Raw genomic sequence first — 17,058 nt, forward strand, 5'->3', positions numbered from 1 at the left:
ATTGTTATATTCTTCACTAATAATATACCTTGATATGAGCAGAGAAACTAATTCTTTTTTTCCATTGATCAATAGCTTCTGTGAATGGTTTGTTCCTTTAACGCAGTCGTAACGAGCGCTTGAGCGAGCTCAGGATTTTTACAATAGATTATGCAGCTAGCAAGCAATGTAGGGGAATTTTCCAGCTGATAAAACGTCTGTACAAAAGATGCAGCAGCGATCTCACTCAAGGAATAGAGACGTGCTTGTTTTTTCAAAAAACCTATCTGATAGTGCAGTTGTCTTTGAATGGTCCAGAGATTTTTACGATATTCCAATACATGAAACACTTCATGCATGAAAACCAATTCCGTAAGTGTCGTCGCAGGAAGTAATCGGCTTAATTGCTGTGCTTCGATAAAATGCTGCGCTTGCGCCAAGAAATTGCGATCAATCATAATATGATCTGTTTTTTTATAGACAGCAAAGGTATAGCGCTCCTGTTGCGCTTGCGCTTCAGGCAGTTCATTGATCTTTAATGAATCAATGATTCCTTGCAATTCTTGAGGATGCTCTCGATACCAGCGGGCTTCTTGCTTACCTATGCTTTCAGCAGTTTCAATAAAGGACTCTGCCTGCGCAGGATCAACTTTGGCGTGAAGGGGGTCTTGTTTGAACAGCTGCAGGTGAGGATTGGTTGCTCGAGACCATAGGTGTAAAAATTGTTGGCAAAATTCTTCTACTTTCACGCATCTCATTCCTTCCTTGGCCTACTGCAAGCGGTTCGCAGCAATAATAATAATCTCTTCTGTACCAATCAACTGACTTAATTCAATATCGATCAACATCATCAATTGGGTATAATCTGTCGAACTAAAATCAAAGAGACGCGGTCCAGCACAAATATAAAAATCTGGCCGGATGACTAGATCACTTTGGTAGTTCGCCATACTTTCCCAAAGACGAGCGATTTGTTCACTATAACTTTGGATCGTCGTTTTCACGACATCTGCATGGTCTCTTTGCACGCGAATAAAGCCTCGATGATCAATGACACAAACACGATCGCCTTTTTTTGTCGCTGCGCCATAAATATAAAAATGTTCACTCGTAGCACAAGAAACCACGTTTTCTTTAGCAACTTGCAGCTCAGCATAGGCAATGTCTTGCGCTTCTTCACGGTTAATTTGGTTTTGACGCTCAGCGGCTTGAGCAGCTGTGGCACCGGAGGCTCGCGCAGTAATTTTTTGCGTCTGAGGATCGATTTCAATATAGACTTCAATACTATCAGGCGTTGCCCCACTCTCGATCGCCAAAGTAGCTGCTTCTTGCTTGATTGCTGCAATATCCGCTTTTGTTGGATTCGGGACAATTCGTTCCACCACGTCTTGAACGACGGATAACGCCACACCGATCGATGAAATCACTTCAGCATTTTCAGGTATTTTATAATTCAACGACAATTGTTTCGCTGCATGTTTGATCAGTGAAGAGACGCCTCCTCCTACACCTACTAAAGTCATTTGGTTAGGCTCTAATTGATACTTGCGGGCAAAAGATTGAATCACAGGTGCTATTTTTTGGACTGCTTGATCCAATATTTGCTGTGCGACATCCTCCACCGTCGTTTCTAAGTACTTCGCTAAAGGCTGCATGGCTTTTCTGGCCGAATGGGCATTGCCATAGGAAAAATCATCCTTTGTGACATATCCTAAGACATTCGCTGCACAAGAATTCGTGATCGTAATTCGTTTCCCGTTAGCAAGTTTGATTGCAACATAATCTGCTGGGTCACCTTCTTTTGGCGCATAAAGCTCCAGTTCTGGTGCAACGATCTCTTCTTCTGGCAGATACGTACTATATTCTAACCCAGCGATATGGGCACTTCTTGGGCCGACGTCTATCACGCCTTTTTTGTTCACTCGAACCATACTGCCGCCAGCCACACCTAGGACGCGAACATCTAATGAATTGACATACGTCTTATGGCCTGCAATCTCTGAGTAATCGATGACTGGCCGACCATTTTTGATCACGCCAAGATTCGTCGAAGTTCCCCCTACTTCAAAATAAATACCGTTCGACGTTCGCAGATACATCAATGCTCCCATCACGCTGGCTGCTGGACCAGAAAGCATCGTTAGCACCGGTCGTTTTTTCATTTCAACAATGTCCATCAACCCGCCATCGCCCCGCATGATCATCAGTGGTACATCCACACCTGCTTGGCGAACACTATTTTCTGTTGAATTTGCCGTTTCCAGCATCGTTGGCAAAATCGATGCATTGATTGCTGCGGTACGGGTTCTCCGGGATAACCCATATAGTTTGGTCATCTCCGACGCCAAGGTTACTTCGATGCCCTTTCGTTTGGCTACTTCAGCGATTCTTTCTTCTGTTTGTAAATCATCTACACCAAAAGCTGCTGAAGTCACGATGACCTGAGCTTGTGCCTGTTGTAGTTCTGCTAATGCCGCTTCGATTGTTGCTTCTGAAAGCTCTTTTTTAGGAATAAAGCGAGCAACGACTTCAATACTTCTTCCCGTACCTAAATCAATGTCTTTTAATGCCGTTTGCCACTTTGCCAGCCAACCTTCGACGCCGCCCTTTGCTGTACTGATAATGCCGACCTTCGCTACATCTCCTTCTAAGAGTGCATTGGTGGCTTGGGTTGTGCTGTGAGCGACAAAGACCACTTCATCTGGCTGGATCTGATTTTCGGCTAAACACTTAATAAAAGAGGCCACTACACCTTCTGCAACCCCTTGCTCACTTTTGTGGGTCGTTTTTACAGATGACTTTCCAATCACCTCTTGCGTGTCATTGTTGATTGCGACAGCTTTTGTATGGGTTCCACCCACATCAATGCCAATTCGGACACTTCTTCTCATTTTTTTCACCTACTTTTTTAAATCGGGCTATATAACAGGAACGTCGCAATTTCAAGAACCAGCGAAATGACGACTCCTGGTAAAAAAGCAACCTTCATGTAATCTTTCGTATTGATATTATTGAAGCCTAATCCCCAAGCATTCCAAGAAATGGTCAAATCAAAATGACCCATACCGATCATATTAGAAATGAACAACGGATATAAAAACGTCACAGGATAATTGGTTTGATTGCTGATTACTGCTAATAACGCTGCCCCACAACCAATCAAAGAAAGTGGCCCGCGAAACCAGGTCAAGGGAGCTAAAAAACCAAAAAGCAAACAAAGCGCTAAGGGATGCGTCGGAATGATTCCTCCTAGCAATGATTCAAAATAAGGTGCAGCGAAGGTTGCAGCTGCATTGAACATCGCAAGGGTCATCCAAAAGGCAACTAAGGTCGCAGTATCTTTGACCCCATCTGCAAAAATACGTGTCAAAATCTGAGAATCTTTTCTAAACCCATCCTTTAAAACACCACAAATCCACAAGGCATAAAGACTCGCACCAATAAAACAAAAGATCACTGGAAATTGAAAGATGATGACTCCTACGACCGGTATAAAAGGGGTAAGTAACGCCAAACTAGGAACGTCTTGAACTTTCGGTTCTTCTCCAACCGCCCAAGCATAGGTCAAACTTTCTACTCTCAAATACCCAATAGCAAAAATCGAAGAAACCAGAATCATCACAAAGAAAGCCAATAATCCAAACGAAAAATAATCATTGTAGGTGTAATCAACCCCACCATTCACATTGCCAAAAAAGGCTTGATACTGTGTGAAATTGATTGGATTTAAGAAAACACCTGCTGCAACGGAAGCCGAAAAACTAAAGAATGCCACGACTTTAGGAATACCAATCGAAAATAAAATTGGCAATACGATCACGGCGATCGCGATGACAGATCCGGCACCTGACATGGATGAAAAGATAAAGCCGGTAATCAAATTGACAATTACTAGAATAATCGCTGGGCTATCCCCACCTAGTTCCACACTCTTACGAATGATAGTTGCCGCAATGCCCGTTTCCAACAAGATCCTACCAAAGAATGCTCCTACAAAAATATTCATTTGTGAAGCCCCCCAGCGTTCTGGCGCCTGTTGATAGACCTGTGCCAGCATCTCGGTAAAAGGGAGGTTTTCAAATGCCGGATTGGGTGAAATGACATTCCCTATAAGCGGCAACAACACCCATAATGTTGCCATAACGATAAAACCAATCATCAGGTTATATCCTTTGATACAATAAAAAACCATGCCACCAAATGACACTACTAGTAATAAGCCAATCAAGCTATCCATTCTTCTTCTCCTCCATACAAATTACGCCGTTTGAACCTGCAGCCAGATACGCGAAAGCCGCCGTTTAACAAAAGCGAAAAAGGAGGAAGTGGTTGGCCACTATCCTCCAGGACGTTTAGTCCTTTAATTTATCAAATGCGCTGTAGCCAAATACTCTTTTGTGTTGCAGTAACAAATAAACCATCATGACGATCGCTAAAACCGCAGCTGCGAGTAATAAGCCCATCATAATAAAAATCGCTTGCGTTTCTCCTACTGACCGAGTCATGGAAGCAACGATGTAAGGTAAAAAGGTACTTGCTAAGCCCATCCAAGTATAGTAGATCCCGGTATTTCGACCTTTTGGTCCAGGGCAAAACATTTGTCGTACCCCTAGCCCAGTTTGCAACGCCCCTCCGGCAGCAAAGAAACCCAAGAAGGCGATACTGATATAAATCACTACGACATGTTGGATCACTAATACCATCCCTAACGCAAGAGCGATGAATACCGTATCAATAAATAAGACTTTTAAGGGATTCCAACGCAATTTCCCCATCATTACTGCCCAAAACAAAACAGCCACCATTGAGCCAAAAGTATAGATCGATGTTAGCCCCGCTGACTGCATCTCAGTCAAACCAGCATTCGTCAAACCAAACGCTTTGGTATACTGTTGGGCGCCGTACATGATGAACATACAGATAAAACCAAAGAACATTGTGAAGAAGTTAACGATTATATTCGGCTTAACAAGCATTTTGGCCTTCATCGCCGCAATTTCTTCTTGAACCGCATTCGTTTCTTTTCCATCAACGGTTGCCGCTTTTTCTTTCATCATGTCATCATAGGCGAATGGCGCGATAGCTGCTAAAATCGTGCAGACGATCGATAGGACTAATGGAATAATAATCCCCATCGACTGATTCCCAGACCGGATGAAATTTACCACAAGTAAGGGATAGATAACCCCTGACAAAGAAACAAAAAACTTGATCCCAATCATTGCTGAAGCCGCATATTTCGGTGCTGCTTCTTGAGAAGCGGGATACAATGCAGCATCCCAGAAACCAGAAGTCGCCACCCCTGCGATAAAGGCACAGACAGACGCGATCACCATATTCGTCGTCAGTAACAGACCTAAAAAGCATAGCGTATACAAAACAGCCCCCATGACCGCCATTTTTTTGCGTCCCACTTTATCCGAAATTTCTCCACCAATCCAGACGGTCAAGAATTTCCCTAATCCGGTCGCAGTGATGGCCAACGATACCGATGCTCCTGCAGAAGCATCGGTATAGCCCCATTTATCCGAAAAATAAGTCGCATTTTGGCTTAAAATAATAGCTTGGATCCCATGAGTGAAATAACACATATAGACAGTTGCCAGTGACAAAATATACTTTTTTGCTCTCATTTGTACGCTCCTTATAAAAGAACATCCAGCTTTCCTACGAAAATTTCCCTGTTGGTATTTCGTAGGAAAGGGATACTCGGTCCCTAGTTAGTTTGCTCTGACAGGCAGTTCCTTGCCAGTAAACAGTTTAAAGGCGGCTTTTCCTTGTCCCACCAGCATTCCTTTTCCACCCACGGTCTTACACCCTTTTGCGCTGGCATCTTTCAATAACTGGGTCATTGGTGGGTTATAGATCGCATCAGCCACCGTCAAATCTGCATGCAGTACCTCTGTGTCTGCAATTGGTGTCGCTGTATTTCCTTCACCCATTCCAACAGTCGTTGCATTCACTAAACAATCGGCTCCTTTTATTTTTTCAGCAAGTAACGCTTGATCCGTCAGATCATAAATATCAATTACTAGATCAGGGTAATATTCTTTAATGCGAGCAACGGTCTCTTTGCCTTTTTCATAAAATGCATCTTTGATGTTGAAAATTGCAATGGAGGCTGCGCCTTCGATCGCCAATTGGACTTGGATCGCGGTGGCAGCTCCACCAGCTCCGATCACAACAAATTTTTGATCTTTCATTTTTACATCGTGTGCTTGCAGATTATCAACAAAGCCGACACCATCGGTAATATGGCCGACGAGCTTGCCTTCATCATTGACGATAGTATTGATGGCACCAACCATTTTTGCAGCGGGGGTCAATTCATCCATGTATTCTGCCGCTGCCGTCTTGCAAGGCATCGTGACATTTCCACTCATTTTGAAGGTTCGAAATGCCTCGATCGCCTGGGCGACTTGGTCTTCTTTAATGTCAAAAGCTAAATAAACTGCATCGATATCAAGCTGGTCAAAGCCATAATTATACATGGCTGGCGAACCAGAATGCCCAACAGGTGTACCGATCAATCCTAAGAGCTTCGTTTTTCCCGAAATTTTTTCGCTCATCGTATTTCCTCTTTTCTATTTGATTTTTTTTACGCAAGCAATTCTGGCCATGCGTTTTGGATCACTTCAATACTCGTTTTGTAATTTTGCTCTGCTGCTTTTTGATAGCCTTGACTTAAAATCGGATCAGAAATCACTTCCGTGCCTACAACACGAGGCTTGATGCCGTGTGCTTTTAGTGCCCGTAAGAAGCCTTCGGTATCACCCCATCCTGTTCCTGGACATAAGCGATCGTGCATCGACTCATCCCGTAAGATCGTATCAGGATATCGTCTTTCTAAAACATCACAAATTTGGATCGAAACAACTTTCTCCGCTGGGACCCCTTCCAAGTCAGCTGCTGTCATGTTGGCTCTCGCCCAGTGCCATGTATCTAGGATCAGCATCCCATTTTCACAATCTGCCTCTTTGACAATATTCCATGCACTAGCTAGATCAGGAACACCGCTATAAGGCATGAATTCTAACCCAATGACTAATTCTTTTGCTCGTGTACATAGTTCTTTAAAGGCTTGGATATGAACCTCTGCTGGGTATTTTTCCATCAAGCCACAATTGATGTGCCCAACACCAAACAAACGTGCCATATGATAGATCGTTTGCTCTTTAAATTGTTGCAGCAGTGTTTCCGGTGTTTCCATCGTTTTATTTGGATCAGCCCACAAGGTGATATATTCGACCTCGGTTACTTTCATGTCATGTTCTGCAAGAATTTCAAGCATCCGCTCATCAGAATAGCCTTGCTTCACAGCAAGCATATAGGTCTCCGCACGTAAACCGATCCCGTCGTATCCTGCCTCTTTCGCGATCTTCACTCTGTCTTCAAAATTAATCTCTGTCCCTAATGTGTAAGAACTAATCGTCAATGGAATGTTTCTCATGTTATTTCCCCCTTTAAAAGTCTGTAAACAACTACTACTTGGTTTACAGCTGGAAATAAAAACACGAACTAAAAAGCGGCCGCAGTAATTGTGTTTTTATTCACAATGTTTATTACCGTTATTATAGCTTTTCCCTCTCCGTACTTCTAATTGTTTTTTCTTTATGGATCTATAGATAAAAGATATAAGTCTTGTGATATACTGATAAAAAAAGAAGGATTTTAGAGGAGGTTTCAATGAATCTTCAGCATTTAAAATATTTTGATATCCTTGCTAGAGAAGAACACTATACACGTTCGAGTAAATTGCTCAACATCACACAACCAAGTCTCAGTAATGCCATTTCACTTTTAGAAGATGAGCTAGGTGTACAACTCTTTGAAAAAAACGGACGAAATGTGATCCTAACCAAGCCTGGAAAAATTTTCCATGAACATGTTATACGAACGTTAGAAAACTTAGATTCGGGTATCGATACAGTAACAAAAATCAGCAAAGGCTTTGGGCATATCAGCTTTGCTTTTTTGCAAGTCCTCGGTACATCTTACGTACCAAAAATCACTAAACAATTTCTTGAAGCAAATCCTGAAAAAAAGATTCAATTTGAATTTCACTCAGATAGCGTCAGTACCGAAACAGTCCAAGGACTAAAAACCTTGCGCTATGATCTCGGTATTTGTTCCTACATCACCAATGAACCAACCATTGAATTCGTCCCGATTGCAAGTCAAGAACTTGTCGTGATCACCGCGTTGGATCATCCTCTCGCACAATTTGATGAAGTCTCTTTGGACGACTTAGCAGAATATCCCCAGATTATTTTCAGCAAAAAAAGTGCCTTACGTGAAATCATCGATGACCTTTATCAGCGTAACAACGTCAGCTATCAAGTAGCCTACGAAGTCAAGATCGATCAAGTGATCGCTGGACTAGTCAGTCAAGGATTGGGGATTGCTATCATTCCCAATATGACGATGCTTGACTCTTTGCCCCTTAAGCGAATCAAACTTAATGGCATCAGTTGGGAGCGATACTTTTATTTAGCCTACAATAAAGAGACTTACTTACCACCTGTAGTCAGCAATTTCAAAGAATTTATTTTGGCCCATGCAAATCCGAAACAGATCGTTTATTGAGTGACTGGGTGGGTGAAAAACAAAGCTTTAGAAAATAGGAATAAAACTATGTTCCCGCCTTTTTTTGGCGTTTTCACTTAATAAAAAACAGACATTCATTAATAGAATGTCTGTTTTTTATTGCTTATTCTCTTGTTCTTTTTTCTCATGACGAATAATGAAAAGAGCTATACTCACCGCACGTTTCGCAGATATAGTAATAATTGCGCTTCTTCTTATTGTAGAGTTTCAACTTCTTCCCATTTTTACAACTCTTGCATTCTTCTAATTCCGTCAAGGTTTTATAATAAAACAACTCACTGATCATCTCTGGATAAAAATGCGCAAGCAGCTCAATCAGTTTTTTTCTATCAACCAACAGTAGATTATCACCGGCTATTTCTAATGCTTGATCTGTAAAAAAATGTGTAGTGATGAAAAGCCCATTGGGAAACCCTTTGTCTGGAAAAATCCCTTTAAATGCGGCAACGAGTGGCTTACTGATCCGCTCCGTTGTCTTTTGCGGATTCCAGGCTTTACATTGGACCGCTATTGCCTTTTTATTATTAGAAAAAGCATACACATCAATACCACCATCTTTGTAACCATCGATGTTTTGGACGGTATATCCCATCTTTTGTAAAATACATTCAGCAATATAATTCAAATCCTCTGATTTACAGGTTTCTAATTGAGCCACAATCTTTTTCAATTTTTTCGGGTATGTACGTTCATTATGGTTGCTTAGTTCTGAGAAATTAATGACTTCCTTCTTTTTCTTAAATGAAAACATGTCTCTTCCTTTCTTGATTGTTTTGGATGTGATTCGTTAAAGCATAGCTAGTGAGTGGTCTTTAATTATGTAGAATAGAAACTGGTTCTTAAAGAGAGAACTATCTACTTTTCTCAATAAAAATCGTGTGAACTCGATAAAATAAGTCAAAAATAAGAAACTTATAACGGAATATTATTAATTTAATGATAATTTTATTCAAGATAAATGTCAATTGAAGTTTGAATATTCAATAATAATCGATGATTAAATCAAACCACTCTTGATCATTGCTCCATTTCGAAAACTACTAGATAGGATTCGTTACAGTGCTAATTTCAACATTCTTGCCTACAGATTTATTGATTCCTTTTACTTTGTTTGTAACAGATTCTGAATGTTTTTTTTCGTTTTAGCAGTTGAGTGTCTATTACCTATAAAAACAAAAAAAGGTTTCCCTCGTAAAAGGGAAACCTCAGAAATGTTATCGAAACAACATTTACATTTATTTGTCTTATTCTGCAGCGTTGTTGTCTTTGAGACCGTATTTTTTGTTGAAACGGTCCACACGTCCGTCTGCTTGTGTGAATTTTTGACGTCCAGTGTAGAATGGATGTGAATCAGAAGTTACTTCGACACGGATCAATGGATACGTGTTGCCGTCTTCCCACTCAACAGTTTCTTGAGAATTCTTTGTAGAACCTGATAAGAATTTGAAACCAGTAGTTGAGTCCATGAATACAACTGGATGATAATCTGGATGGATATCTTGTTTCATTTCTTCTTCTCTCCTTTGCCCTGGCTCATTTGCTTCACCAGAGTTGATTTGTCGATTTTACAACATGACTATCTTACCATGTTTGGATTTTAGATGCAATTATCTTTTTATATTTCTTTTTGGCCGCTTGTCTCCGAAATGGACATCATGAAAAGCCGCTAAAAACTCTTCATTCTTTTTCGTTTTGCGCAAGAATTGAATGAATTGTTCTGTGAACTCCAAGGAATCCCCCAACATGTTGTTGCGTAAGCGCCAAGTTTCTTCCAATTGTTCACTGCTCATCAGCAATTCTTCTTTACGGGTACCAGATTTCTTGATGTCGATCGCTGGGAAGACCCGGCGTTCTGCGAGGCTGCGAGAAAGCTGCAGCTCCATATTGCCGGTTCCTTTAAACTCTTCATAGATGACATCATCCATGCGGCTGCCGGTATCTACCAAAGCTGTGGCAAGGATCGTCAAACTACCGCCTTCTTCAATATTGCGGGCAGCGCCAAAGAATTTCTTCGGTTTGTACAAAGCAGCTGGATCGATCCCGCCGCTTAGTGTACGTCCGCTTGGAGGAACGACTAAGTTATAAGCTCTCGCCAAACGAGTGATACTATCCATCAAAATCACGACATCACGCTTGTCTTCCACCAAGCGCATCGCCCGTTCTAGTACCAATTCTGAAACACGGGTATGATTGCTAGGCTGTAGGTCAAAGGTTGAAGAAACCACGTCACCCTTGACACTACGTTCTAGATCAGTTACTTCTTCTGGACGCTCGTCGATCAAAAGTACGATCAATTCCACCTCAGGATAGTTGTCCGTAATCCCATTGGCAATTTCTTTCAATATACTGGTTTTCCCAGCTTTAGGCGGGGCAACGATCAGTCCCCGTTGACCAAAACCCACTGGCGCCAGCATATCGATCATCCGAGTCGAAAGACGTCCTGACGTTGTTTCTAATTTTAAATGACGGTTCGGATAAAGGGGCGTCAGCGCTGGAAAATGCGGACGCTCTTTGGCATCTTCTGGATCTTTGCCGTTAACAGACTCAACGTGCATCAATCCATAATAGCGTTCAGATTCCTTAGGCGGGCGCGCCTTACCGGCGACTTTATCGCCATTACGCAAACTAAACCGACGAATCTGTGAAGAAGAAATATAGATATCTTCTGCACTCGGTCCATAGTTGATTGGACGTAAAAAACCATAGCCTTCTTGGCCTACGATATCCAAGATTCCTTCCATATAAAAGAAGCCTTGTTTTTCCGCCTGCGCCCGTATCACAGCCAATGACAATTCTTTTTTATTCATTTGGCTGTAATAAGGAATTCGAAACTCTTTGGCAAAGGTGTAGATCTCTTTTAAGGTTTTGTTTTCCAACTCTGCCATCGTAAGATAATCGCTCATAATTACTCCTCTATCATTTGAATATCAGCTCCAAGAGCCGTTAGTTTTTCGATGATATGATCATAGCCGCGCAAAATGTACTCGACATTAAAGACGCTAGTCGTGCCAGTCGCCATCAATCCGGCAATAACTAGACAAGCCCCTGCCCGCAAATCAGAAGCGACAACTTCTGCTCCGTGCAATTGGCTCGGTCCGCTGACAAAAATCATGTTGCCTTCTGTCGTTGCTTGTGCGCCCATCCGTGCTAATTCAGGAATATGGTTGACCCGTTTGGCATAAATCGTGTCCATAATCTCCGATGTTCCCTTTGCTTTTAGCAATAATGGTGTGATCGGCTGTTGCAGGTCTGTGGCAAATCCCGGATAAGGATAAGTTTTCACAGTCGCTGGTTTCAACTCTTTTGAGGGATGCACATAGATTTCATCTTCGCTGATATCCATTCGCACACCGATTTCTTCCAATTTCGCAATGTAGCTTTCTAGATGCTCATAAATCACATTTTTGACTGTAATGCCTTCACCCGCTGCTGCGGCTAAAGAAAGATAGGTTCCTGCTTCGATTCGGTCTGGAATAATAGAATGACGACAACCGTGCAGTTCTTCCACACCTTCGATACGAATTTCATTGGTACCTGCACCTCTGATTTTCGCTCCCATATTATTTAAAAGGGTCGCGACATCAATGATCTCAGGTTCCCGTGCAGCATTTTCAATGATCGTTTTACCTTTGGCTCTTACTGCTGCCAGCATTACATTGATTGTTGCTCCGATGGAGACCATATCTAAGAAAATCCGTTCGCCAGTCAAGCCTTCTTCTTGGGTACGCAAATACATGGCGCCATGCTCGTTGGTGACTTTTGCGCCAAGTGCTTCGAAGCCTTTGATATGCAAATCGATTGGTCGCGGGCCTAAGAAACAGCCGCCAGGCAACCCAACGACGCCTTCACCAAACTTCGCCAATAATGCCCCCATGAAATAATACGAAGCCCGTAGACTATTGATTTTTCCGTTAGGCATCGGGATCGAAACGATATTGGTTGGATCGATCTCTAGCGTATTGTTTTCAAAATGGGTCTTCACGCCCATGATTTCGATAATCTCAATTAATGAGTGCACATCTTGGATGTCGGGCACTCCTTCTAAAATGACCGGTGAATCAGCTAAGATCGCTGCCGGGATCAATGCGACTGCACTGTTTTTTGCGCCGCTAATGGTGACTTCACCTTTTAAGGGACGATTGCCGTTGATGACAATTTTTTTCATGGAATTCCACCTATACTCTTTTTTAATTTATGTGTATCATTCCAATTTTAGCACAGATCACTCAAAGAAAAAAGATGCAGGATATTTTATAAGTCAAAATAAGAAAACAAGTTTTTTAGTCTTTTAAATGAGTTTATCACACGCTTGTTTTAAGAATATTGATAAATCGGCAGAACTTCGATACACTTATTAAAAAACAGCAGATTTTTTTAGAAAATGAACGCATTAAGGAGAAGAATAAATGATTGAAGTAAAAAATTTGGTGAAGGATTATGGCAAAGTTTTAGGCGCTGACCATATCTCACTGTCGGCACCCCCCGGTCAATTAACTGTTTTGCTAGGGGCAAACGGGGCTGGAAAATCAACAACGATCAAAAGCATCATCGGATTATTAAAGTTTAAAGGAGAAGTCACCATTTGTGGTCATGATAACCTCAGCGTTGAAGCGAAACGGCTTTTTGCTTATATTCCTGAAACGCCTGTGCTTTTCGAACTATTAACGATACAAGAGCATATTGATTATATCGGCAATGCCTATAATTTACCAAATTACCAAGAGACGGCTGCTTATTACCTCAAATCGTTTCACCTTGACCACAAAAGAAAAACGATCGCCAAAGAGCTTTCTAAAGGTATGCGGCAGAAAGTCTCAATGATTCTTGCGCTAATGACGGAACCGAAGGCACTGCTGGTCGATGAGCCGATGATGGGTCTTGATCCAACAAGTATTCAAGAAACATTGAATATCCTGGCTTCCCTGAAAGAAAAAGGAACTAGCATTTTATTGAGCACGCATATCATTGATATGATCGATGATATTTGGGATAGTGCCTATATTTTAAAAGATGGAAAAGTGGTAGCTGAAACAAAAAAATCAACCCAAGAGGAACCCTTGAAAGAGCTGTTCTTTCGCGTCACTCAATCGCATATAGTTGAACAGGGAGGGGTTCTTGAAACAGATGAAATCATTAATTAACTTAACCTTTTTAAAAGCTAAAGGATTGGTACGGTACTATTTCAGCAGACCGCTTTCTGCTATCATCCTAATCATTGCATTGTTTTTTTTGCTCTTTCCGGTTGCCGGCATCTTTTTTTCTGGTCAAGAGAACTTCATGTCCATCCAGCAAATCGCCATCACCAATCTGAGCGTCTCAGCAATTGCGTCAGGCTTTCTGATAATCAGTTTATTTTCAAAGAAGCAAGTACTCTTTTATCAAGTAGATGCACATTTCCTCTTTATCGGACCCTATTCGACTAAACAGATCCTTGGTTATGCGATTCTCTTTAGCCTCTCCCAAAGTGTGACAGTTGCATTAGGAATAATTTTCTTCCTTTGCGTGATTTTAGGACAACTGTTTTCACTTTCTTTTGTCTATCTTCTCTACTTGTTTTGGAGTACGCTCTTGTTCTTCTTTTTTTGGGAATTGGTTACAGGAATTTGGTACATCAATGAATTGATTCGCGAAAGAAAAACGTATTATCGCCTATTGTTAGCATCAGCTGCGTTACTTGGTATCTTAGGCTTTGTTGGCTTCAACTACTTTACAACGAATCATTTATTAGAAGCGCTTCTTTCTCTGACGAACCAGCCCTTCTTTTATTTTGTTCCAATCATTGGTTGGGGGAAATGGCTGATAGATGGCTACTCCAGTCAAAGTCTCTCCCACCTTCTTCTTAGCAATGGTTTTTATCTTTTGAGCTGTCTGTTGTTAAGCGTGCGTTTATGTACACTCAAAGGCTATTTCTTTGAACAAGCGATTCAGGATTCTGAAGAAGCGAGCGAAATGCTGCAAGAGGCGCTGGAAGGAAAAACACACGACTCAACGAAGGTCAGTGATGCTTCTGTTTCTTATCGTAAATTAGCAGGCGCTTCATTATCGAAACATATTCTATTGATGAAGAAGAAAAAAAGAATCCTTTCAACCAACGAACGGATGACTTTAGGTTCCTTACTCCTCCTTACATTTGTTTTCAAAGATATTTATGCGATGGCAGGAATTATTTGGCTTACATTGCTTAGTTTAGTCAAGGATACCGGCGTAGAAGAAGAAATGAAAAATATCTATATTTATATGATTCCAGATTCTTCTGCCAAAAAGTTATTCTATACCATGCTGATCCCTTTTCTAAAGGCTGGAATGATCATTGTTCTACCGCTTGTTTCGCTATTAATCTTTTTCGATCCTTCATTCTTCTTATGGCTAAATGTTACGCTTGTCTTGTTCTCTTTTTTGCTAGTCTTTTTTGTAGGCAATCTGCTTTCACTTCGTTGGTTGAAAGACCGTAACAATCTTTTAACACAAAGCCTGATCCGCTATCTAGTAATGCTTGCGGCGTGCGTGCCCCTTGTACTGATTATAGGAGGGATGTATTTCCTTCATCCAGAATTACTGAGAAATATCGGTTTGCTTGCCAGTATTGTTACCATCTGTAATTTGCTAATAGCAAGTATTGGTGGCTATTTCTGTTTGGATCTACTTAATGGCAATGGGCTTTATTCGGAATAACATACGTGATAATATAATTTACTCGACATCTTATCTACAACAAAAAAACCGCTGGAAAATATGCTTTCCAGCGGTTTTCGTTCATTATAAGATTAAGCTTTACCAGCTGAACCGAACCAGTCGATGTGTTCTTCTGCATCTTTAACGATTGCCGCAACACCTGGTGCTAATAATTTACGAGGGTCGAATCCTTTGCCTTCTTTATCTTTGCCAGCTTCGATGTATTCACGAGTTGCTTTAGCAAATGATAATTGGAATTCAGTATTTACGTTTACTTTAGAAACACCCATTGAGATTGCTTTTTCGATTTGGTCTTGAGGAATACCAGAACCACCGTGTAATACTAATGGTACATCAGAACCTACTGCATCAGCGATTGCTTGTAAGTGGTCAAAAGCAAGGCCTTTCCAGTTTTCAGGGTATTGACCGTGAATGTTACCAATTCCGCAAGCTAGGTAATCAATACCAGTTGCAACCATTTGTTTACATTCTTCGATGTCAGCTAATTCGCCAGAACCGATGATTCCATCTTCTTCTCCGCCGATTGAACCAACTTCACACTCAACAGAAACGCCTTTTGCGTGTGCTTTTTCGACAACTTCTTTAGCCAATTTCAAGTTTTCTTCAAATGGTAAGTGAGAGCCATCAAACATAACAGAAGTGTAACCAACTTCGATACATTCCATTGCTGCATCGTAATCACCATGGTCTAAGTGGATTGCAACTGGAACAGTGATGTTCATTGAATCAACCAAGTTTGTAACGATGTCTTTAGCAACTTTGTATCCGCCCATATATTTGGCAGCACCCATTGAAGTTTGGATTAGAACTGGCGCTTTTTTCGCTTCAGCAGCTTTTAAAATCGCTTGTGTCCATTCTAAGTTGTTTGTGTTGAATCCGCCGACTGCATATCCGCCTTGACGAGCAGCTTTTAAGAATTCAGCTCCTGATACTACTGGCATAAAAAATTCCTCCTAAGTTTTGAAAAACTTTATTTGTTAAGCAATGCTTAACCGACAATGCTATTTTAGCAAAGATTTGCGGTATTTGCTACTAAAAAGAGGAATTTCTCTTTTCAAAAAAAGATTGCACAAATATAAAAATCCAGCATTTTCATCATCTTTTCTGAAAGTCTACGATTCTGTAAGGTTTTTCTCTTCTGTCTGCGGTCGTTAGATAACAAATCGGCATGTGAAAATTCGAGAAAAATTTCACATATTTTTTCGTCATTTTATCATAATCTTCCAGTAAATCCTTCCTTCTTCTCCTCTGAGCATAAGAATAGCCTTGTGAAAGCGGCTATATTATCATGTAAAAAAGGAGGGATAAAATGAAAAAAGCGCTTATTGGATTTTTGGCAGTCATCGGGGTTCTTTTCTTGGCAAGTTGCAGCTCGGGGGCCAAAGAAGAAACCAAAACATTCACAATGGATCAAAATGGGGTTTCGATGGAACTGGTCTTCACTTATGAAGGCGATAAAGTAAAAACCCAGACTGCGAACAATGTCATGCCGTATTCAGCGATTGGGGTAACGACCAAAGAAGAAGCACAGACGGTACTTGATCCGATCGCAGAGCAGTATCAGCAAGTCAAAGGGTTGGACTATTCCCTCGACTATACAGATAGTGAAGCGACTGAATCATTGACCATCAATTATGATGAGTTGGATTATGATTCAGCGAAACAATTGCCTGGAGTTAGTTTTGAAGGAAACACCGAAAATGGGATCAGCATGGAACGTACAGAGGAAATGCTCTTAGACCAAGGGTATAAGCTAAAAGAATAATCCTCTCTAAGCAC

Annotated in this window: 15 protein-coding genes; 4 read left to right on the top strand and 11 right to left on the bottom strand. The window is 41.2% G+C overall.

What is annotated here, in order from left to right; genetic code table 11:
- Window positions 1–68 precede the first annotated feature (68 nt).
- From A5877_RS05890 to A5877_RS05915, 6 genes are all read right to left on the bottom strand, one after another.
- Window positions 69–737 (bottom strand): hypothetical protein, encoded by a 669-nt coding sequence (locus A5877_RS05890; protein ID WP_086316549.1) that lies wholly within the window; start codon window positions 735–737, stop codon window positions 69–71.
- A gap of 12 nt (window positions 738–749) precedes the next feature.
- Window positions 750–2,870 (bottom strand): hydantoinase/oxoprolinase family protein, encoded by a 2,121-nt coding sequence (locus tag A5877_RS05895; RefSeq protein ID WP_086316550.1) that lies wholly within the window; start codon window positions 2,868–2,870, stop codon window positions 750–752.
- Between the two features lie 17 nt (window positions 2,871–2,887).
- Window positions 2,888–4,216, bottom strand: coding sequence for a hypothetical protein (locus A5877_RS05900; RefSeq protein ID WP_005234027.1), 1,329 nt, complete (start codon window positions 4,214–4,216; stop codon window positions 2,888–2,890).
- 115 nt (window positions 4,217–4,331) lie between these two features.
- The gene (locus A5877_RS05905; protein ID WP_086316551.1) at window positions 4,332–5,612 is read right to left on the bottom strand and encodes an MFS transporter; all 1,281 of its coding nucleotides are present in this window, start codon (window positions 5,610–5,612) and stop codon (window positions 4,332–4,334) included.
- Window positions 5,613–5,699: 87 nt separating this feature from the next.
- Entirely contained in the window at window positions 5,700–6,548 is an 849-nt protein-coding gene (gene aroE, locus A5877_RS05910; protein WP_008380533.1) for a shikimate dehydrogenase, read from the bottom strand.
- Window positions 6,549–6,577: 29 nt separating this feature from the next.
- On the bottom strand, window positions 6,578–7,429 hold the full coding sequence (locus A5877_RS05915) for a sugar phosphate isomerase/epimerase (RefSeq protein WP_005234024.1): 852 nt from the start codon (window positions 7,427–7,429) through the stop codon (window positions 6,578–6,580).
- Window positions 7,430–7,665: 236 nt separating this feature from the next.
- Between A5877_RS05915 and A5877_RS05920 the strand changes: the two genes are divergently transcribed.
- Window positions 7,666–8,565 carry a LysR family transcriptional regulator gene (locus A5877_RS05920; RefSeq protein ID WP_005234023.1) on the top strand — a complete coding sequence of 300 codons (900 nt, stop codon included), beginning with the start codon at window positions 7,666–7,668 and terminating at the stop codon, window positions 8,563–8,565.
- 145 nt (window positions 8,566–8,710) lie between these two features.
- On the opposite strand, the gene A5877_RS05925 is transcribed toward A5877_RS05920, so the two are convergent.
- The 4 genes from A5877_RS05925 to A5877_RS05945 form a co-directional block, all read right to left on the bottom strand.
- The gene (locus A5877_RS05925) at window positions 8,711–9,337 is read right to left on the bottom strand and encodes a restriction endonuclease (protein WP_086316552.1); all 627 of its coding nucleotides are present in this window, start codon (window positions 9,335–9,337) and stop codon (window positions 8,711–8,713) included.
- Window positions 9,338–9,830: 493 nt separating this feature from the next.
- Entirely contained in the window at window positions 9,831–10,094 is a 264-nt protein-coding gene (locus A5877_RS05935; protein WP_008380527.1) for a type B 50S ribosomal protein L31, read from the bottom strand.
- A gap of 99 nt (window positions 10,095–10,193) precedes the next feature.
- Window positions 10,194–11,489 carry a transcription termination factor Rho gene (rho, locus tag A5877_RS05940; RefSeq protein ID WP_005233978.1) on the bottom strand — a complete coding sequence of 432 codons (1,296 nt, stop codon included), beginning with the start codon at window positions 11,487–11,489 and terminating at the stop codon, window positions 10,194–10,196.
- Window positions 11,490–11,491: 2 nt separating this feature from the next.
- A complete protein-coding gene (locus tag A5877_RS05945) occupies window positions 11,492–12,751 on the bottom strand; it encodes a UDP-N-acetylglucosamine 1-carboxyvinyltransferase (RefSeq protein ID WP_086316554.1) in 1,260 nt (419 codons plus the stop codon).
- Window positions 12,752–12,992: 241 nt separating this feature from the next.
- Between A5877_RS05945 and A5877_RS05950 the strand changes: the two genes are divergently transcribed.
- Together A5877_RS05950 and A5877_RS05955 are read left to right on the top strand one after the other, a co-directional pair.
- The gene (locus A5877_RS05950; RefSeq protein WP_086316555.1) at window positions 12,993–13,727 is read left to right on the top strand and encodes an ABC transporter ATP-binding protein; all 735 of its coding nucleotides are present in this window, start codon (window positions 12,993–12,995) and stop codon (window positions 13,725–13,727) included.
- Complete coding sequence (locus A5877_RS05955; RefSeq protein WP_086316556.1) at window positions 13,711–15,258, top strand: putative ABC exporter domain-containing protein; 1,548 nt, start codon at window positions 13,711–13,713, stop codon at window positions 15,256–15,258. Before A5877_RS05950 ends, A5877_RS05955 begins: the two co-directional genes overlap by 17 nt.
- A gap of 92 nt (window positions 15,259–15,350) precedes the next feature.
- Here the strand turns inward: A5877_RS05955 and A5877_RS05960 are convergent, their stop codons facing one another.
- Window positions 15,351–16,220 (bottom strand): class II fructose-bisphosphate aldolase, encoded by an 870-nt coding sequence (locus tag A5877_RS05960; protein ID WP_005228297.1) that lies wholly within the window; start codon window positions 16,218–16,220, stop codon window positions 15,351–15,353.
- 368 nt (window positions 16,221–16,588) lie between these two features.
- Between A5877_RS05960 and A5877_RS05970 the strand changes: the two genes are divergently transcribed.
- Window positions 16,589–17,044, top strand: coding sequence for a YehR family lipoprotein (locus tag A5877_RS05970; RefSeq protein WP_005233973.1), 456 nt, complete (start codon window positions 16,589–16,591; stop codon window positions 17,042–17,044).
- The last annotated feature ends 14 nt before the right edge of the window (window positions 17,045–17,058 follow it).

It is taken from the genome of Enterococcus sp. 3C7_DIV0644, assembly GCF_002141235.1.
In the GTDB taxonomy this organism is placed as follows: domain Bacteria; phylum Bacillota; class Bacilli; order Lactobacillales; family Enterococcaceae; genus Enterococcus_D; species Enterococcus_D entomosocium.